The following is a 17,949-nucleotide window of genomic DNA, read 5'->3' on the forward strand; positions in this document are numbered from 1 at the left end:
AGAATCCGGTGAGCGTAGGAGCTGCCGAAGGCTGCGATTTTTTTTTGCGGGAGGTTGGAGGTTATTGCGGGAGAGAAAACAGCCTGGCGTTGATGCATCGGAGGATGATGGGGACCGATGTATCAACGCCAGGCTGTAAAAGAGGCTCGGGCTTCCTTGCCCGAGTCGTGTAGCGGGGTGAATCAGAACTTGGCTTCGGCATCCAGTTGCAGGGTGTTGATGTCCGAATCGGTTTTCTTGATGTTGGCGTTGGTCTGGTCCGAGGTCGCCATGTAGTAGGTCGCGCCCAGGGCAAAGTTCTTGTCCAGGTCGTAGCTCACTTTCAGCTTGCTGCCGCGTGAACCGGTGAAGCCGTTGGCGAAGTCGGAGTCGGTGAAGGCACCCACCACAGCGTTACGCTGCACGTCGCGGTAGTTGTAGTCCACGTTGAAGCCGTAGAGCTTGGACTTCACACCGGCCAGCCAGCCAGTGTCCTGGTCGTTGCTGGCATCGGTGTTATTGACGTACTGACCATAGATCGACAGCGGAACCGGCAGGTTGCTGAAGTCCAGCTGACCAAAACCTTCGTACAGGTTGAACTGCTCGCCCGGGCTGTTGCCGTTGACGGCCAGTGCGCATGGCGCAGTAACGGTACCCGAGGTCGGGCAGGCGCTGCTGTCATCGTTGTCGTAGGCGTAGAGACTGCCGCCCAGGGTCATTTTCATGCTGTCGGTGATGGCGAATCGCGCACCCAACTGGCCGGCGTACAGACGCAGGTCGTGCTTGAATTGCACGCCTTCGCCGTCGACGTTGTCCTTGAGGGTGTAGTGACCGGCACTACCGAACAGTTCGGTGCTGCCGCTCAACGGGTACTTGTAGGTGACGGCCAGACCTTCGGGGTTGATGTCGCTATCCCAGATGATGTCGCCCATGCTCACCCATTGTTGCGGCATCTTGCCGCCAACCAGGTGCAGGTTCTTGATCGCATCCGGGTGGTAGTCGATGTAACCCTGGTCCAGCCAGATCTGCTTCTTGTCGAAGTAGTTGTTCAGGTCCTGGTTGGTCGAGCGAGCGTCGTCGTTGCTGCCGGTGGCGATACGGATGCCGGTGTCGACTTGCGGGTTGATTTCGCTGTAGGCACCCAGGCGGGCACGAATGCGCTGACGATCCTGGTCCTTGTTGTTTGGCACGCCATCGTTGTGGACATTTTCCTGACGGAAGCGCACGTCGCCCTTGAACTGAGTCTTTGCCGCCCATGCAAGCTTCTGGTCGAAGGCGCTCAGTGTGTCGGTTTTCTTCGCGGTGGCCGCGATTTGCTCGTTGGTCTCTTGCTGAGCCTGACGGGCAATCTGCTGTTCTTTCTGATCCCTGGCCAGCTCGGCTTGCAGTTCGCTGTACTGCGCGTTGGTGATCGAGCCGTTAGCCTTGAGCATGTCGAGCAGTTTGGCGTCGACTGCGGCACTGGCCGGAACACTCATGGCCAGCAACAGGCCACCACACAAGGCCGCCGCAGTTTTCGTGGAAGCAAGACGCATATCAATCTCCGAAGATGAGAGGGGATGACAGAGCCATCCGGGACACAACCGACCGTTAGGGGCGGAAAACTGTGGCCGGGTATAACCCGGCGCTCTAAAAACAGGCGCCAGTATCGCGATGGTTTATTACAGGGCGGTGGCAATGTGATGTCATGTCGATGACGATACAAAGTCGCCGTGAACTATTGAGTTAGAGCACTGTCGTCGTTTTGCCCGTGTGCATTGCAGAGCGATAGGCGATACTCGCGGGGCTTTCACGCCATGAAGAGTGAGGACGGTGATGCCGTTGCAACGCCTGCAAAAACTGTCAGAAATCGTCCCGCAAACGTGGGATGCACTGGTGCCCGAGACTCAGCCTTTTCTGCGTCATGCCTTTTTGAGCGCACTGGAAGACAGCGGCAGCGTCGGACCCCATACCGGCTGGCAGCCCGAGCATCTATTGCACGTAGAAGGGGATCGACTGATCGCCGCGCTGCCCGGTTATCGCAAGTGGCATTCCTACGGCGAGTACGTGTTCGATCACGCCTGGGCCGATGCCTGTGAGCGTGCCGGCATCGATTACTATCCCAAACTGTTGAGCGCGGTGCCGTTCAGTCCCGTCAGCGGGCCGCGGCTGTTGGCGGCCACGGTCGAAGACGGCTTCGAGTTATTGAAAAGCCTGCCGGGCTACCTTGAACTCGAAGGGCTCTCCAGCGCCCACATCAATTTCACCGATCCGTTCACCGACGCGGCATTGAGCGAGCAGCCCGGCTGGCTGCAGCGCGTTGGCTGTCAATACCACTGGCAAAATCGCGGCTACCGGGATTTCCAGGACTTCCTCGACGTGCTCAGTTCGCGCAAGCGCAAACAGATGCGCAAGGAACGCGAGCAGGTGGCCGGGCAGGGCTTTGAGTTCGAATGGCTGGAGGGGCGGGAGCTGGCTCAGGCGCAATGGGATTTTGTCTATGCCTGCTACGCCAATACCTATGCGGTGCGCCGACAAGCACCGTACCTGACGCGGGAGTTTTTCAGCCTGTTGGCCGAACGCATGCCTGAGTCGATTCGTGTGGTGCTGGCCAAACAAGGTTCACGGCCAGTGGCGATGGCGTTCAGTCTGGTGGGGGGCGACAGCTTTTATGGCCGTTACTGGGGATGCCTGGCGGAGTTCGATCGCCTGCATTTCGAGACCTGTTTCTACCAGGGCATGGACTATGCCATCGCCAACGGTTTCCAGCGTTTCGATGCCGGGGCCCAGGGCGAGCACAAACTGATTCGTGGATTCGAGCCAGTCATTACCCATTCCTGGCACTACTTGCGCCATCCCGGATTGAAAGCGGCGGTGAAAGACTTCCTGGAGCAGGAGCGGTTGGGGGTGCTGGCGTATGCAGAGGAGGCGAAGTCAGCCTTGCCTTATCGACAAGGCTGATCTCCAGCGTTTCAGCTTTCTTCCTTGCCCAACCAGCGATACAGCACGCCGCCAACCACTGCACCGAGTAGCGGTGCGACCCAGAACATCCACAGTTGTTGAATCGCCCAGCCGCCGACGATCAGCGCCGGGCCGGTGCTGCGCGCCGGGTTGACCGAGGTGTTGGTGACGGGGATCGAGATCAGGTGGATGAGGGTCAGCCCCAGGCCGATGGCAATCGGCGCCAGTCCTGCTGGTGCTCGTTTATCGGTGGCGCCGAGGATGATCAGGATGAACATCGCAGTCATCACCAGTTCACAGACAAACCCTGCCGCCATCGAATAGCCGCCAGGCGAGTGTTCGCCGTAGCCGTTGGATGCAAGACCTCCCGCCAGTTCGAAACCGGGTTTGCCGCTGGCAATGAAGTACAGCAGGGCGGCTGCAATCACGCCGCCAATGACCTGGGCAATGATGTAGGCCGGCAACTCCTTGGCCGGAAACCGCCCACCCACCACCAGACCGAGGGATACCGCGGGATTGAGATGGCAGCCGGAAATATGGCCGATCGCGAAAGCCATGGTCAGCACGGTCAGGCCAAACGCGAAAGACACCCCGAGCAGGCCAATCCCCACCTCCGGAAAAGCCGCGGCCAACACCGCACTGCCGCAACCACCCAACACCAGCCAGAACGTACCTACCAACTCAGTCGCCGAACGTTTTAACAGAGACATAAGAGAGTGCCCTTTCGAGATTATGCTGCCTTGAGCATCCAGCCGATGGACTGCAGAACCATCTCCAGAACGTTGCAGTGAGTACAGCAGGGTTTTTTCAGAATTCCAGCAGGCATAAAAACCGCCAGGCCCCGTTGTTGAAGGGTTCTGGCGGTGTTTTGGGGGCTATCGGTCACGCCAATCCCTGTGGGAGCGGGCTTGCTCGCGAAGACGGTGTGTCAGTCGGCATCGTTGTTGAATGATCTACCGCATTCGCGAGCAAGCCCGCTCCCACAGGTTTTGTGGCCGCAGCAAAGATCAATCGATCCCGACAAACCCGCCGGTCTGGTGTTGCCACAACCGTGCATACAAACCGCCATGGGCCAGCAGTTCGGCATGGCTGCCGGTTTCGGCGATCTTGCCGTTTTCCAGCACCACCAGCCGGTCCATCCGGGCGATGGTCGAGAGCCGGTGAGCGATGGCGATCACGGTTTTGCCCTGCATCAGGGTTTCGAGACTTTCCTGGATCGCCGCTTCGACTTCCGAATCCAGAGCCGAGGTGGCCTCGTCCATGATCAGGATCGGCGCGTCCTTGAGCAACACACGGGCGATGGCGATGCGCTGGCGCTGGCCGCCGGAGAGTTTCACCCCGCGCTCGCCAACGTGGGCATCGAAACCGGTGCGGCCCTCTGCGTCCGAGAGTGAAGGAATGAAACCGTCGGCCCGGGCCTTGTGCACGGCCTCCCAGAGTTCGGCGTCGGTGGCGTCGGGTTTGCCGTACAGCAGGTTGTCGCGGATCGAACGGTGCAACAGCGAGGTGTCCTGGGTGATCATGCCGATGCGTTCGCGCAGGCTTTCCTGACTGACATCGGCGATGTTCTGGCCGTCGATCAGGATGCGTCCGCCTTCGACGTCGTACAGGCGCAGCAGCAGGTTCACCAGGGTCGATTTACCAGCACCGGACGGGCCGATCAGGCCGATTTTTTCACCCGCCTTGATGCTCAGGTTGAGGTCGCCGATGATCCCGCTCTGCTTGCCGTAGTGAAAATCCACATGCTCGAAACGCACTTCGCCACGGGCCACCGCCAGGGGTTTGGCCTGGTCGCGGTCGGTGACGCTGACCGGTTGCGAGATGGTCTGCAGGCCGTCCTGCACCATGCCGATGTTTTCGAAGATGCCGGTTACCACCCACATGATCCAGCCGGACATGTTGACGATGCGGATCACCAGACCGGTGGCCAGGGCAATCGCCCCCACGCTGATCAACGACTGCGTCCACAACCACAGGGCCAGGCCGGTGGTACAGACGATCAGCAAGCCGTTCATGCTGGTGATGACCACGTCCATGCTGGTGACCACGCGGCCGGCCAGTTGCGCCTTCTCGGTCTGTTCCTTGATGGCTTCGCGGGCGTATTGCTGCTCGAAGTTGGTGTGGGCGAACAGCTTCAGGGTGGTGATGTTGGTGTAGCCGTCGACAATCCGCCCCATGAGTTTGGAGCGCGCATCGGACGCCACCACCGAGCGGTCCTTGACCCGTGGCACGAAGTAACAGAGGGCACCGATGAAGGCGAAGATCCACGTCAGCAGCGGGATTATCAGGCGCCAGTCGGCTTCGGCGAACAGTACCAGGGAACTGATGGCGTAGATCAGCACATGCCACAACGCATCCACGGCCTGCACGGCGGAGTCGCGCAGTGAGTTGCCGGTTTGCATGATGCGTTGGGCGATGCGCCCGGCGAAGTCGTTCTGGAAGAAGTTCAGGCTCTGCTTGAGCACGTAGCTGTGGTTCTGCCAGCGGATCATGCTGGTCATGCTGGGGCTCAGGGTCTGGTGCACCAGCAGGTCATGCAGGCCCACGAATATGGGGCGCAGCACCAGCGCAACCACCACCATCCAGGTCAACTCGAGGGCGTGCTCCCGGAACAGATTGGCGTTCGGCGTGCCTTGGGCCAGGTCGATGATGCGGCTCAGGTAACTGAACAACGCCACCTCGATCAAAGCACCAATCAGGCCGACGATCAGCAGGGCGGCGAAGCTCGGCCAGACCTGCTTGAGGTAATAGGTATAAAAAGGGAATACACGGTCTGGCGGAGACGCCGTCGGTGCTTCACGGAAAACATCGATCAGTTTTTCAAAGCGGCGATAAAGCATGGGTTGTTCGCCCGCGGGCGGGCTCTCCTTTTAACGGTTTGAGCGTTGCCGGCAAACACCGGCAACGGCTCGGACATCCTTGTCCAGCTTAGTCTCAGTCGATGCGCTTGGCCGACTTGATGAACACAGGATCGGCCGGCACATCCTTCATGCCGCCACGGACGGTGGTTGGCGAATTGACGATGATGTCCACCACGTCCATGCCTTTGACCACTTTGCCGAATACCGCGTAGCCATCGCCCTGGTCAAGGAAGTCGTTGTCCTTGACGTTGATGAAGAACTGGCTGGTGGCCGAGTCAGGCACCGAGGTACGGGCCATGGACAAGGTGCCGCGCACGTTATGCAGGCCGTTTTTCGATTCGTTCCTGATCGGTGCGTTGGTGTCTTTTTGCTGCATCTGTTGAGTGAATCCGCCACCCTGGACCATGAACCCCGGGATCACCCGGTGGAAAATCGTGTTGTTGTAGAAGCCTTTGTCGACGTACTCAAGGAAGTTCTTGGTACTGATCGGGGCCTTGACCGGGTCCAGTTCGATTTCGATCTGGCCGTTGGTGGTTTCCAGCAGCACATGCGGTGCCTTTTCCGGCGTCGCGGCCATCAGGTTGGCGGCAAACAGGACGGAGCCTGCGGCGAGGGCGATTTTTTTCAGCATGGGTCAGTGATCCTGAGTGGTGGTATCGACTGCGGCCAGAAACTCCAGCAGTGTTTGGTTGAAGTGTTCCGGCTGGTCCAGCGGCGTTGCGTGGCGTGAATCGGCGATCACCACCAGCCGCGCGTCGGGCAGCAGTTTTACGTAGTTTTCCTTCAGCGCCACCGGTGTGTAGTCCCTGTCGGCGCTGACGATGAGGGTTGGACAGGTGACCTTCGAAAGTCGTTCCTGGACCCCCCAGCCGACAATGGCATTGAAGCTGGCGAGATAAGCATGTTTGTCGTTTTTTGCCCAGCGCTCGGCCATCTTTTGTCGCAATTCGGCCTGCTCGGGTTTTGGGAACAGCTTGCCGCCCAGCGCTTTGCCGATGGTGCGCAGGCTGAGTGCGTGCATCAGGCTCCAGCGCTTGAACCATTGCCAGTAATCGTCGCGGCTGCGCAGTTTGACCTCTGGCGCACTGTTGACGATGCACAGGCTCTTGAGCAGTTGCGGCTGATCCACGCCCAACTGGAAGCCGATCATGCCGCCCATGGACAGGCCGACATAATGTGCCGGACCGATATTGAGGTGCTCGATCAATGCAATCAGGTCGGCACTGAATCCGGTAATGCTGTAGCGATCCCGGGGTTTGTCCGATCGGCCGTGACCGCGCACATCCGGGACGATCACCCGGTAGCGGGTGGCCAGTGTCGGGATCTGTTTTTCCCAGTCCAGGGTGCTCGAGCCCAGGCCATGGACCAGCAGCAGCGGCGTGCCGTGGCCATATTCCTCATAGTGCAGGTTGCAACCTTCGTGTTCGAAATAGGCCATGCATACACTCCGTGTCAGGCTTGTTCGGGGGCGGCGAACGGTGCGTCCAGTGGGGCGGTGTCAAATGTACGCAGCAGTTCGATGAGAATCTGCGTGGCCGGCCCCAGCGGTTTGTCCTTGTTCGAATACAGGTAGAAGCTCGGGTTGCGGCTGCCGCCCTGATCCAACGGTAGCAGCTTGAGCGTGCCTTCCTTGAGTTCCCGTTCGATCAAGTGCCTGGGCAGCCAGGCAAAACCCAGGCCGCTGCTGACGAAGGTCGCGGCGGTGGCCAGGCTGCCGACGGTCCAGCGCTGTTCGGCACCGAGCCAGCCGACGTCCCGTGGTTGCTGGCGCCCCGAGTCGCGGATCACCACTTGCATCTGGCTTTCCAGGTCCTGGAAGCTCAGTTCGCGGTTGAGGCGGTGCAGGGGATGTTCCGGGTGGGCGACCGCGACGAATTCGACGTCGCTCAATTCCGCGCCCAGGTAACCGGGAATACTGAGCCCGGTGATGGCCAGGTCGGCCACGCCTTCGAGCAGGACTTCCTCCACGCCTGACAGCACTTCCTCACGCAGGCGCACCCGGCAGCCACGGCTTTGCGGCATGAATGCGGTCAAGGCGCGGACGAGGCGGGCGCTTGGGTAAGCGGCATCGACCACCAGGCGTACTTCGGCTTCCCAGCCCTGCTCCATATGATGGGCCAGGTCTTCGAGTTGGCTGGCCTGTTTCACCAGTTGCCGGGAGCGGCGCAACAGCACGCCGCCGGCTTCGGTCAGCACGGCCTTGCGTCCGTCGATGCGCAGCAATGGCACGCCGAGCTGATCCTGCATGCGAGCCACGGTGTAGCTGACCGACGATTGCGAGCGATGCAGCGCCTCGGCGGCTTGAGCGAAACCACCGTGATCGACCACGGCCTGCAGCGTTCGCCATTGATCAAGGGTCACGCGGGGCGCTTTCATGTTGAGCTCCTCTTGTCCTAAGCTGGCAGCCCTTATTGGAGGCTGCTGAATGAAAAAATTCTGTTGTGTGCTGCTGGCGCTGCTGCCGCTGACGGCGATGGCTTACCCGATCGACGTGAAGAAAGACCTCAACGGCATGAAGATCGATTACCAGACCTACGACACGGATAGCGATATCGGCTCCATTCAGGTGGCCAACTACGGCGACGTCGATGCAAGCTGCAAGGCCGTTTTCATCAATGGTCCGGAAGCACCACGTACCCGCAAGATCGACGTACCGGCCGGCAAGCACAAAAATGCCACCGCCAAGTTCAGCCGCAACATCATCAAGCTGCGCATCGAGCTGAGCTGCACCCCGAAATGACAGCAATCTCCTGTGGGAGCCGGCTTGCTCGCGAAGAGGCCGTGTCAGTCGATATCAACGTTGAATGACACACCGCCTTCGCGAGCAAGCCCGCTCCCACAAGTATGCTGAGCTTATAAACGAATTTATTGATGGGTTATAGCAATTATTTGCGCTTTTTCATCGATATGACTCTGTTTAACCTTCACTCCATCGACCTACAGCATTCTCAGATGGAGGCTACATCCCATGTCCCGCGTTCTGATCATCGAAAGCAGTGCCCGTCAGCAAGACTCGGTTTCCCGCCAACTGACCCAAACCTTCATCAGCCAGTGGAAAGCCGCTCACCCCAATGACCAGATCACCGTCCGGGATCTGGCCGTCAAGCCGGTGCCGCACCTGGACATCAACCTGCTGGGTGGCTGGATGAAACCCGCCGAGCAGCGCAGCGACATCGAACAGGCGTCCCTGGAACGCTCCAACCAGCTGACCGACGAATTGCTCGCCGCCGATGTACTGGTCATGGCCGCACCCATGTACAACTTTGCGATCCCCAGCACCCTGAAAGCCTGGCTCGACCATGTGCTGCGTGCCGGCGTGACCTTCAAGTACACCGAAACCGGCCCGCAAGGCCTGCTCAGCGGCAAGCGTGCCTATGTGTTGACGGCTCGCGGCGGTATCTACGCCGGCAGCACCGCCGATCACCAGGAACCGTACCTGCGTCAGGTCATGGGTTTCATCGGCATCCACGACGTGACGTTCATCCACGCCGAAGGCATGAACCTGGGCGGTGACTTCCAGGAGAAAGGCCTGAACCAGGCGAACGCCAAGCTTTCCCAAGTGGCCTGACCGGTTAATCGCCAGATAATCGCTGGATGGTCTAGTGACCTGGCGCAACCCTTCAAGCCTGTACGCGCATCGAACCTCCCTTCGCACTTGTTGCTCCTGAGTGCTCTGGCCCGATTGAACGCTTTAGCGAGATCGGGCTTTTTTTTGCTCGGGATTTGGCCATCACCCAAAAAACCTGTGGGAGCGGGCTTGCCCGCGAAAGCGGTGTTTCATCCCACATTTATGTCGACTGACACTCCCTCTTCGCGAGCAAGCCCGCTCCCACAGGTTTTGTATTAGCTGACTGTTCGCGATCAGCAGCAAAACCCGCTATCGTCGCCGCCATTCGAAATGAGGCGAGCATGGGCTATCTACTTTTTGTCACGCTGATCCAGGCGTTTTCCTTCAGTTTGATCGGCGAATACCTGGCCGGTCATGTCGACAGTTACTTTGCCGTGCTGGTGCGGGTGCTGTTGGCAGGGCTGGTGTTCATCCCGCTGACCCGCTGGCGCTCGGTGGAACCGGCGTTCATGCGCGGCATGCTGTTGATCGGCGCGTTGCAGTTCGGCGTGACGTACGTCTGCCTGTACCTGAGCTTTCGCGTACTGACGGTGCCGGAAGTGCTGTTGTTCACCATCCTCACGCCGCTGCACGTCACCCTGATCGAAGATGCGCTCAACCGTCGCTTCAATCCCTGGGCCCTGGTCGCGGCGCTGGTGGCGGTGGCGGGGGCGGCGGTGATTCGCTTTGACCGGATCAACCCGGACTTCTTCATGGGTTTCCTGTTGCTGCAACTGGCCAACTTCACCTACGCCGCAGGCCAGGTGCTTTATAAACACCTGGTCGCCCGACACCCGAGCGATCTGCCGCATTACCGACGCTTCGGTTATTTCTACCTTGGCGCACTGGCGGTGGCGTTGCCGGCGTTTCTGCTGTTCGGCAAACAGAACTTCCTGCCCGAAGCACCGCTGCAATGGGGCGTGCTGCTGTTCCTCGGCCTGGTCTCGACCGCTTTGGGGCTCTACTGGTGGAACAAAGGCGCGTGCCTGGTCAACGGTGGGACCCTGGCGGTGATGAACAACCTGCACGTGCCGGTGGGGTTGCTGATCAATCTGCTGATCTGGAACCAGCATGAAGAACTGGGGCGGTTGTTGCTCGGTGGTTCGGTGATTTTGCTGGCGGTGTGGATCAGTCGGTTGGGCATTAGGCGCGCAATGATCAGATGACATCTATGTGATCATCATTTGTCTGCTTTTTGGGTGTTTTAAATGACTTGTAATGCTAATGCCTTTCCCCTTAAAAGCTTATGCTTGAATCTTCTTTTTGTTGTGTTGTCGCCTTTTGTATTGGCTGATGAAGTACCTGTAAAAAATTGGCGGGAGCTAACTGTCAATGACCTTTCTGTTATTCGGAAACTGATAGTTGATTCTCATCCGGGTGCTATAGATAGTAATAATGAGTCTTTTGCAAACTGGGTTGAGCGGGGTTATCTGGAGGCTGGCCAGCTGGCAAAACGTGTCAACTCAAAGAAAGACTCTCAAGCCGTGCTTGATTTTTACATCGCGGGCTTCAAGGATGGACACGTAGGGCTGAGTCAGAGTAGTCCTGGGGGTTCTTCTTGGGCAGGTTTTATTCTGGACATGCAGGGGCAGGATTTTGTTGTAAAACACACCGCAAAAAATTGGCCTGTGCCGTTACCGCCGACTGATTCAAAGGTTATATCGTGTGATAACAAATCAGTCCGCGAGATACTAGAGAGTGAAATATCTCCTTATATTGATCGTAGACTTAATCTGAAGTCGACCTGGTTGCATTTGGCTAAGCAGTTAACGGTCGATGATGCCAACTACCCTGTGCTGGCGAGGGTCTTGTCAAAAAGCTGTCTGGTTATTCTCCCAAATGGAGCAAGCCAAAACTTTACTTTGTTATGGCAAGAAGATCGCGGGCAATTGGAAGCTTTCCTGCATCAGCCTCAACCGGTCCAATCTCTCAAGGATTTGGGGAACGGGCGATATTGGATACATGTATCCAACTTCATGCCATCAGCCGCCGAGAATGCTTCCCTCGATAAAATGCTCGACGTCATCAAGAGTCTCGATGATGCCAAGCTGGTTGTGCTAGATACACGAGGCAATCGCGGCGGCAACAGTTTAGTGGGAGCTGAAATACTGTCCGCTCTGTTAGGCTCGAAATTGGTAAAAAGCCTGGATGAGCCATCTCGTGCGTATGCGATGTGGCGAGTTTCTCCTTTTGCACTCTCAACGCTCAATAAAGCGCTCACTGCCATGGAAAGCGACTATGGAAAAAATAGTGAAGCTTATAAATTTGTTTTTAGTTTAACCAGATCGATGGAGCTCGCACTTCACGAAAAAAAAGACTGGTTGCGTCAGCCCAGCACTTCCTCGGTCGATCAAGAGGGTTCGAGAGGAGTCAATGCCCAAGGTTTTAAAGGTAAGCTTGCGCTGGTTACTGACTCATTTTGCGCAAGTGCCTGCCTCGACTTTGCGGACGTCGTTCTTGCTGTTCCGGGGGTTGTCCATTTGGGGTTACCCACGAGCGCCGATACGCTTTATATTGATATTGGCGCTCAAACGCTGCCGAGTGGCGCCGAGTTCTGGCTACCATTAAAGGTATGGAGAGATCGAACGCGAGGAAATAATCAAAGTTATGATCCCCAGTTTGTTTTTGATGGGGATATAAACGATACGGCGGCAGTTCAAAAGTGGGTTCTTGATCATTTGTAATCGGATCCACGCCACTCCTCAACTGCGCCGCAAAACCGGTGGAACTGCCGCAGGGGGTTGCGGTATTACATGATGTGTTTTTCCGGCTCGGGAATATGGCTTGCGCCCAATACCGCCGGCAACAACCCGGCTCTCAAATCCGTTCCGCTCGGCTGCTGATACAGGCTCAACCCGAACTCCGGCAACACCGCCAGCAGGTAATCGAAAATATCCCCCTGGATCCGCTCGTAGTCGGCCCATGCCGTGGTGCGGGTAAAGCAGTAGATCTCCAACGGAATGCCCTGGGCCGTGGTCTGCATCTGGCGGACCATGCAGGTCATGCTCGGCTGGATCCCCGGGTGACTCTTCAGGTAGGCCAGCGCATAGGCGCGCAAAGTGCCGATATTGGTCATCCGCCGGCGGTTGGCCGACAGGGCCGCAACGTTGCCCTGGGCTTCGTTCCAGGCCTTGAGTTCGGCCTGTTTGCGGGTCATGTAGTCGGTGAGCAAATGCACCTGGGACAGCTTCAGCTCTTCGTCGTCACGCAGAAAGCGCACGCCGCTGGCGTCGATGAACAGGCTGCGCTTGATCCGGCGGCCACCGGAAGCCTGCATGCCGCGCCAGTTCTTGAACGACTCGGACATCAGGCGCCAGGTCGGGATCGAGACGATGGTCTTGTCGAAGTTCTGCACCTTGACCGTGTGCAAGGTGATGTCCACCACATCGCCGTCGGCGCCTACCTGCGGCATCTCGATCCAGTCGCCGACCCGCAGCATGTCGTTGCTGGTCAACTGCACGCTGGCGACGAACGACAGCAGCGTGTCCTTGTAGACCAACAGGATCACCGCCGACATGGCGCCCAGACCCGACAGCAGCAACAGCGGCGAGCGGTCGATCAGCGTGGCGACGATGATGATCGCGCCAAATACGTACAGCACCATTTTCGCCAGTTGCACATAGCCTTTGATCGAGCGGGTGCGGGCGTGCTCGGTGCGGGCGTAGATGTCCAGCAGGGCGTTGAGCAGAGCGCTGACCGCCAGCAGCAGAAACAGGAAGGTGAAGGACAGCGCGACGTTGCCGAGGAAATTCAGGCTGGTTTTGCTCAGGTCCGGCACCAGATTGAGACCGAACTGGATCACCAGCGAAGGCGTGATCTGCGCCAGGCGATGGAACACCTTGTTCTGCAGGAAATCATTGACCCAGTGCAGGGCCGGCTGGCGGCTGAGCATTTTTGCAGCGTGCAGGATGAGGTAGCGCGCCACCCGTCCGAGGAACAACGCAATTGCCAGCAGCAGCAACAGCGACAGGCTGGAGTGCACGAGCGGGTGCTGGTCGAGGGCACCCCAAAGGTCCAGGACGTTGGTCCAGAGCTGTTTGATATCCATGGTCGAAAACGATTCTTCTGTAAGGCGCGAGAGGGGATTAGAGCATTTAAGAGGCTTTGTATTACGTTTCGGGAAAAATCAGGCAACAAAAAACCAACTGTTTACCGCCATTTGTATAAAGAAACTCGGCCTGAGCGCTCGAAACCGTTACCCTATGCAGCTGTTTTTTTGCATTTCTTCGAGGTAGCACCCGTGTTTTCCCAATTCGCCCTGCACGAACGCCTGCTCAAAGCCGTGGCCGAGCTGAAATTTGTCGAGCCAACGCCTGTGCAAGCCGCGGCCATCCCGCTGGCGCTCCAGGGGCGTGACCTGCGGGTGACGGCGCAAACCGGTAGCGGCAAAACCGCTGCATTCGTTTTACCCATCCTCAACCGTCTGATCGGCCCGGCGAAAATTCGCGTCAGCATCAAGACCCTGATCCTGCTGCCGACCCGCGAGCTGGCCCAGCAGACCTTGAAGGAAGTTGAACGCTTCTCGCAGTTCACTTTCATCAAGTCCGGCCTGATCACCGGCGGCGAAGACTTCAAGGTCCAGGCCGCGATGCTGCGCAAGGTGCCGGATATCCTGATCGGTACGCCGGGCCGGATGATCGAGCAACTGAACGCCGGTAACCTCGACCTGAAAGAAGTTGAAGTGCTGGTACTCGACGAAGCCGACCGCATGCTCGACATGGGCTTCGCCGAAGACGTGCAGCGTCTGGTGGACGAGTGCACCAACCGTCAGCAGACCATGTTGTTCTCCGCCACCACCGGCGGTTCGGGCCTGCGCGAGATGATTGCCAAGGTCCTGAACAACCCTGAGCACTTGCAGCTCAACGCGGTCAGCCAACTGAACGACACCACTCGCCAGCAGATCATCACCGCTGACCACAACCAGCACAAAGAACAGATCGTCAACTGGCTGCTGGCCAACGAGACCTACCAGAAGGCCATTGTCTTCACCAACACCCGGGCCATGGCCGACCGTATCTACGGCCGCCTGGTGGCGCAGGAATACAAAGCGTTCGTGCTTCACGGTGAGAAAGACCAGAAGGATCGCAAACTGGCGATCGACCGCCTGAAGCAGGGCGGCGTGAAAATCCTCGTGGCCACCGACGTCGCCGCTCGCGGTCTGGACGTGGACGGCCTGGACCTGGTGATCAACTTCGACATGCCGCGCAGCGGCGACGAGTACGTGCACCGCATTGGTCGTACCGGTCGCGCCGGTAACGATGGCCTGGCCATCTCGCTGATCTGCCATGGCGACTGGAACCTGATGTCGAGCATCGAGCGCTACCTCAAGCAGAGCTTCGAGCGCCGCACCATCAAGGAAGTCAAAGGCACCTACGGCGGACCGAAAAAGGTCAAGGCCTCGGGCAAGGCCGTCGGCGTGAAGAAGAAAAAGACCGACGCCAAGGGCGACAAGAAGAAGACTGCCGCCAAGACCCCGACCAAGCGCAAGAGCGCCAACCGCCCGAAGACCGATTCCCTGGTCAGCAAGGACGGCATGGCCCCGCTCAAGCGCCGCAAGCCGGAAGCGCCGGCGGCTGAGTAAGTCGTTGTCGTGACCCAAAAAACCGGACTGATGTCCGGTTTTTTTATGTGCGCCCAGCCCGCTCCCACAGGGGCCTGGTGTGAACACATATCTTGTGTACGACACAAAACCTGTGGGAGCGTGGCTTGCCCGCGAAGGCCGCTCCTCGGTGTCTGGGTCTATCCACCCTGACAGCAGGTCGACTTCTCCTGTTCCTCATATTTGTCGTGATGCCGCACCCACTCCATGATTTCCTCTTCGTTGCGACCCTTGGGCGTCAGGTCGAGGTAGTTGTAGGCGCCGACCAGCATGTCCAGGCCCCGGGCATAGGTGGAGTAGGTATGGAAAATTTCACCGGCGTCATTGCGAAAAAACACGCTGAGACCGGGGAGTTCTTCCTCGGCGCCATCGGTTTTTTCGTAGTTGTACGTAGCCTTTCCGGCGGCGACCTCTTCGGCCCGTGCACAGACGCCAAAGTCGTAGTTGAAATCGCATCCTTCTGATGACACCCAATCGAATTTCCAGCCCATGCGCCGCTTGAACGCCTGGAATTCAGTGAAGGGTGCGTGGGAAACCGCCACTACTGCAACGTCATGGTGGGCCAGGTGCTGGTTGGCACCGTCGATGTGATCGCTCAGGTACGAGCAACCGGGGCAGCCCTCGTCCCAGCCCTCGGCGAACATGAAGTGGTAGATGACCAACTGGCTGCGGCCGCCGAACAGGTCCGCCAGTTTCAGTTCGCCGGCAGGCCCCTGGAAGTGGTAGTCCTTGTCGATTTTCACCCAGGGCAAGGCGCGGCGTTCGGCGCTGAGCCTGTCCCTTTCCTTGGTGAAGGCTTTTTCGTGGGCAAGGTGTTGTTTGCGGGCGGTGAGCCATTCTTCCCGCGATACGACGGGATGATTCTGAATGTTCATGTTGTGTTCTCCTGCGTGGGGCGGGGAGGTGACTTACACAGACTAGTCGTTTGGCTTGCATGGATTTCGACATGCCGCCGGTCGGTCGTCAGCAAATGCCCGGCTGAACGACAGCAGTATTCCCGGCAATGATCACCCGCGGCAGCAGTTGGACGAGCAGGACGATGCGCTGGAGGAGGCGTTTGATCAGGTGGAGTCGAAGGTGCAGATTGCCTGAAGTCTTCATACTCCACCCTGTGTTTCAGTCAGCGTTGCGCTGCCGCTTTCAGGCACTTCAAGTCACTGAAGTCCTTGCGCACACCCTCGATTTTCTTCAGCAAGCGTGCGCGCTGGTTCGGTGTACTTTCAGCCATCAGATCCACGAACAGTGAACGCGCCTGGGCTTCTGTGTTGGCAAAGGCCTGACGATAGGCGGGCGTCCACAAGCTCTCGCGATGGACCAGAAGTGTCTCGATGCGTTGTGGGAATTGGGGGCTCTGGCGTTGGGCAACGGCCGCGCTGAACTGCTTCTGCCAATGGACCCGGTTGGCAAGCCACTGGGTGTTCTGCTCGCCCAGGGCGTTGGACCATGTGGCTACCCGTTGTTGCTGGGTAGTGTTCAGTGGCCCGAGCCAGTCGTTCAGGCGCTTCTCCATGCGCGCGCCGCGTTCCTTGATCTGCTGGTCGAGGGAAGGCTTGAGGTATTCCTCCTGGCGTTTGCGCTGGTCCTTGGCAAGGGCGTCGTTCATTTCGGCGACTTGCTTGTCATCCAGCCCTTGCAGCAACTCGATGGCCGACGGGGTGATTTCCCTCGCGGTCTCGGCGACCGCCTGTTCGGCTTCACGGGCGCGGGCCTGCAACCCGGCATCGGTGACCTGGTTGGTGGCGATCATGGTTTGCAGGCGGTCCAGCCAGTCGAGGTAGCCGGGCAGTTGGGTGGTGCAGTGCCAGCTCAGGTGTTCCTTCAGGCGTTCGTCCAGCCAGCTTTTCTGCTCGCCGTTCATGTCCAGGTAGTCACTGAGCGTCCACGGGATGATCACATCGAGATTGCGGTAGGCCAGGCCCACGCGGCTGCACGCGCCGAGGGCGAGGGCAATGGTCAACACAACCGCGATATGTTTGAACCAGCGGGACATGGGCCAATCCTTGCGAAAGCCAGCTTTCAGGGGCTGATTCTCATGTGAACCCAAGAGGAGTCCGGCAGTTCAGCCGATCAATAGAACGCGTGTTCGGCCTTGAGCGTCACCAGCCCGTCGCACTGGCTGTTGTGCCCGGCATAGGCCGGGCAACCGCTGCCGCTCAGGCTGGAGTCACTGTAGATCAGGTCGAGGTCGATGCCCATGAACGGGCGGGACAATTTCAGCGACCAATCGGTAAAACTGCCTACATAGCCGCCATCCACCGCCACTGGCGTATTGAATTGGTGGGTGGTGTATTTCAGGCTGATGCCGACACCGAACGGTTGATTGCCGCTCAAGTCAGCGAACAGGGTGTTGTTCTGTTTGTCCGGGTCATTGCTGAAGGCGATGCCGAAACGGCTGCCGAGCAAGGTCAGGCCGCCGAACAGTTCCTGGCTGTCAGGGGACGTGACTTCGGGGTAGCTGTAGCGGATCAGGCCCACTTCGTAGCCGAGGGTTTTGTCGAAGGGTTGTTTAAAACCCATGTAGGAATCGATCTCGAGGTTTTTCCCCGGGCTGATACCCATGCTGGGCGACCATTGGCCCACATAGAAACCGCTGTCGTGGCTCAGGTCCAGGCCGCCGTGAAACGAGCCGACGGCCGAGGGTTTGACCAGGCCCTGGGCCATGCTGCGGGTGGGGCTGGTGCCGAGTTTGAGGTCGAAGGCACCCAGCTCACGCTGAAAGATTTGTGCGTGTGCTACGGAGCAGGCCAGCAGGCTGGCGAGCAATGCCGATAGATAGAAAGGTTTGAACATGCGTCACTCCATGAACAGCGAGGACGGGCTGGCGGGCCCGCTGAAACGCTTGATCCAGACGTGTGCAAGGATACCGGCGAATGATCGGCAATGAGGGCCGTTCGTCGATTTTCAGAGGATTTGAAGGAGTGCCGGAGGAGTAACGAGGGTTCCAGTCCAAGCGCTTCGAAGCT

The 17,949-nt window shown here is 58.6% G+C and carries 16 protein-coding genes and 1 pseudogene; 7 read left to right on the forward strand and 10 right to left on the reverse strand.

From position 1 onward, the window contains the following. Positions 1 to 182 precede the first annotated feature (182 nt). The gene (locus tag AC07W4_RS12605; protein WP_008049137.1) at positions 183 to 1,514 is read right to left on the reverse strand and encodes a putative porin; all 1,332 of its coding nucleotides are present in this window, start codon (positions 1,512 to 1,514) and stop codon (positions 183 to 185) included. Positions 1,515 to 1,794: 280 nt separating this feature from the next. Here AC07W4_RS12605 and AC07W4_RS12610 point away from each other — a divergent pair, with 280 nt between their 5' ends. Then, positions 1,795 to 2,919, forward strand: coding sequence for a GNAT family N-acetyltransferase (locus AC07W4_RS12610; RefSeq protein ID WP_495032633.1), 1,125 nt, complete (start codon positions 1,795 to 1,797; stop codon positions 2,917 to 2,919). A gap of 11 nt (positions 2,920 to 2,930) precedes the next feature. Here the strand turns inward: AC07W4_RS12610 and aqpZ are convergent, their stop codons facing one another. The 5 genes from aqpZ to AC07W4_RS12635 form a co-directional block, all read right to left on the reverse strand. Then, the gene (gene aqpZ / locus AC07W4_RS12615; RefSeq protein WP_090453724.1) at positions 2,931 to 3,629 is read right to left on the reverse strand and encodes an aquaporin Z; all 699 of its coding nucleotides are present in this window, start codon (positions 3,627 to 3,629) and stop codon (positions 2,931 to 2,933) included. A gap of 297 nt (positions 3,630 to 3,926) precedes the next feature. Further along, positions 3,927 to 5,759: an ABC transporter ATP-binding protein gene (locus AC07W4_RS12620; RefSeq protein WP_008046843.1), complete on the reverse strand. Its 1,833-nt coding sequence runs from the start codon at positions 5,757 to 5,759 to the stop codon at positions 3,927 to 3,929. 94 nt (positions 5,760 to 5,853) lie between these two features. Beyond that, positions 5,854 to 6,411 (reverse strand): peptidylprolyl isomerase A, encoded by a 558-nt coding sequence (locus AC07W4_RS12625; RefSeq protein WP_008046842.1) that lies wholly within the window; start codon positions 6,409 to 6,411, stop codon positions 5,854 to 5,856. A 3-nt stretch (positions 6,412 to 6,414) separates the two neighbouring features. Then, a complete protein-coding gene (locus AC07W4_RS12630; protein WP_495032634.1) occupies positions 6,415 to 7,218 on the reverse strand; it encodes an alpha/beta fold hydrolase in 804 nt (267 codons plus the stop codon). Positions 7,219 to 7,232: 14 nt separating this feature from the next. Beyond that, entirely contained in the window at positions 7,233 to 8,156 is a 924-nt protein-coding gene (locus AC07W4_RS12635) for a PA3225 family LysR-type transcriptional regulator (protein WP_495032635.1), read from the reverse strand. A gap of 49 nt (positions 8,157 to 8,205) precedes the next feature. Between AC07W4_RS12635 and AC07W4_RS12640 the strand changes: the two genes are divergently transcribed. The 4 genes from AC07W4_RS12640 to AC07W4_RS12655 all read left to right on the forward strand — a co-directional run bounded on the left by AC07W4_RS12640 (position 8,206) and on the right by AC07W4_RS12655 (position 12,071). Further along, positions 8,206 to 8,520 (forward strand): hypothetical protein, encoded by a 315-nt coding sequence (locus tag AC07W4_RS12640; protein WP_007984867.1) that lies wholly within the window; start codon positions 8,206 to 8,208, stop codon positions 8,518 to 8,520. Positions 8,521 to 8,748: 228 nt separating this feature from the next. Beyond that, the gene (locus AC07W4_RS12645) at positions 8,749 to 9,348 is read left to right on the forward strand and encodes an FMN-dependent NADH-azoreductase (RefSeq protein ID WP_046043697.1); all 600 of its coding nucleotides are present in this window, start codon (positions 8,749 to 8,751) and stop codon (positions 9,346 to 9,348) included. A 341-nt stretch (positions 9,349 to 9,689) separates the two neighbouring features. After that, the gene (locus AC07W4_RS12650) at positions 9,690 to 10,553 is read left to right on the forward strand and encodes a carboxylate/amino acid/amine transporter (RefSeq protein ID WP_204934746.1); all 864 of its coding nucleotides are present in this window, start codon (positions 9,690 to 9,692) and stop codon (positions 10,551 to 10,553) included. Positions 10,554 to 10,595: 42 nt separating this feature from the next. Further along, the gene (locus tag AC07W4_RS12655) at positions 10,596 to 12,071 is read left to right on the forward strand and encodes a S41 family peptidase (RefSeq protein WP_495032636.1); all 1,476 of its coding nucleotides are present in this window, start codon (positions 10,596 to 10,598) and stop codon (positions 12,069 to 12,071) included. Positions 12,072 to 12,136: 65 nt separating this feature from the next. On the opposite strand, the gene AC07W4_RS12660 is transcribed toward AC07W4_RS12655, so the two are convergent. Next, positions 12,137 to 13,435, reverse strand: coding sequence for a mechanosensitive ion channel family protein (locus AC07W4_RS12660; RefSeq protein ID WP_495032637.1), 1,299 nt, complete (start codon positions 13,433 to 13,435; stop codon positions 12,137 to 12,139). Positions 13,436 to 13,627: 192 nt separating this feature from the next. Here AC07W4_RS12660 and AC07W4_RS12665 point away from each other — a divergent pair, with 192 nt between their 5' ends. Then, positions 13,628 to 14,968: a DEAD/DEAH box helicase gene (locus AC07W4_RS12665; protein WP_008046830.1), complete on the forward strand. Its 1,341-nt coding sequence runs from the start codon at positions 13,628 to 13,630 to the stop codon at positions 14,966 to 14,968. Between the two features lie 158 nt (positions 14,969 to 15,126). Here the strand turns inward: AC07W4_RS12665 and AC07W4_RS12670 are convergent, their stop codons facing one another. Next, positions 15,127 to 15,861 carry a DUF899 domain-containing protein gene (locus tag AC07W4_RS12670; RefSeq protein WP_495032638.1) on the reverse strand — a complete coding sequence of 245 codons (735 nt, stop codon included), beginning with the start codon at positions 15,859 to 15,861 and terminating at the stop codon, positions 15,127 to 15,129. 103 nt (positions 15,862 to 15,964) lie between these two features. Between AC07W4_RS12670 and AC07W4_RS12675 the strand changes: the two are divergent. Next, positions 15,965 to 16,078 (forward strand): annotated as a pseudogene (locus tag AC07W4_RS12675) (transcriptional regulator); the annotation flags it as partial. 28 nt (positions 16,079 to 16,106) lie between these two features. Here the strand turns inward: AC07W4_RS12675 and AC07W4_RS12680 are convergent. Next, positions 16,107 to 16,976, reverse strand: coding sequence for a DUF6279 family lipoprotein (locus AC07W4_RS12680; protein ID WP_495032639.1), 870 nt, complete (start codon positions 16,974 to 16,976; stop codon positions 16,107 to 16,109). Positions 16,977 to 17,053: 77 nt separating this feature from the next. Further along, the gene (locus tag AC07W4_RS12685; RefSeq protein ID WP_495032640.1) at positions 17,054 to 17,776 is read right to left on the reverse strand and encodes a TorF family putative porin; all 723 of its coding nucleotides are present in this window, start codon (positions 17,774 to 17,776) and stop codon (positions 17,054 to 17,056) included. Between the last annotated feature and the right edge of the window lie 173 nt (positions 17,777 to 17,949).

The organism is Pseudomonas sp. GW821-FHT02A08, from assembly GCF_059422045.1.

Bases quoted from the DNA above. Each gene is read 5' to 3' on its own strand.
- AC07W4_RS12605 (WP_008049137.1), bottom strand. From the start codon at position 1,514: ATGCGTCTTGCTTCCACGAAAACTGCGGCGGCCTTGTGTGGTGGCCTG.
- AC07W4_RS12610 (WP_495032633.1), top strand. From the start codon at position 1,795: ATGCCGTTGCAACGCCTGCAAAAACTGTCAGAAATCGTCCCGCAAACG.
- aqpZ (WP_090453724.1), bottom strand. From the start codon at position 3,629: ATGTCTCTGTTAAAACGTTCGGCGACTGAGTTGGTAGGTACGTTCTGG.
- AC07W4_RS12620 (WP_008046843.1), bottom strand. From the start codon at position 5,759: ATGCTTTATCGCCGCTTTGAAAAACTGATCGATGTTTTCCGTGAAGCA.
- AC07W4_RS12625 (WP_008046842.1), bottom strand. From the start codon at position 6,411: ATGCTGAAAAAAATCGCCCTCGCCGCAGGCTCCGTCCTGTTTGCCGCC.
- AC07W4_RS12630 (WP_495032634.1), bottom strand. From the start codon at position 7,218: ATGGCCTATTTCGAACACGAAGGTTGCAACCTGCACTATGAGGAATAT.
- AC07W4_RS12635 (WP_495032635.1), bottom strand. From the start codon at position 8,156: ATGAAAGCGCCCCGCGTGACCCTTGATCAATGGCGAACGCTGCAGGCC.
- AC07W4_RS12640 (WP_007984867.1), top strand. From the start codon at position 8,206: ATGAAAAAATTCTGTTGTGTGCTGCTGGCGCTGCTGCCGCTGACGGCG.
- AC07W4_RS12645 (WP_046043697.1), top strand. From the start codon at position 8,749: ATGTCCCGCGTTCTGATCATCGAAAGCAGTGCCCGTCAGCAAGACTCG.
- AC07W4_RS12650 (WP_204934746.1), top strand. From the start codon at position 9,690: ATGGGCTATCTACTTTTTGTCACGCTGATCCAGGCGTTTTCCTTCAGT.
- AC07W4_RS12655 (WP_495032636.1), top strand. From the start codon at position 10,596: ATGACTTGTAATGCTAATGCCTTTCCCCTTAAAAGCTTATGCTTGAAT.
- AC07W4_RS12660 (WP_495032637.1), bottom strand. From the start codon at position 13,435: ATGGATATCAAACAGCTCTGGACCAACGTCCTGGACCTTTGGGGTGCC.
- AC07W4_RS12670 (WP_495032638.1), bottom strand. From the start codon at position 15,861: ATGAACATTCAGAATCATCCCGTCGTATCGCGGGAAGAATGGCTCACC.
- AC07W4_RS12680 (WP_495032639.1), bottom strand. From the start codon at position 16,976: ATGTCCCGCTGGTTCAAACATATCGCGGTTGTGTTGACCATTGCCCTC.
- AC07W4_RS12685 (WP_495032640.1), bottom strand. From the start codon at position 17,776: ATGTTCAAACCTTTCTATCTATCGGCATTGCTCGCCAGCCTGCTGGCC.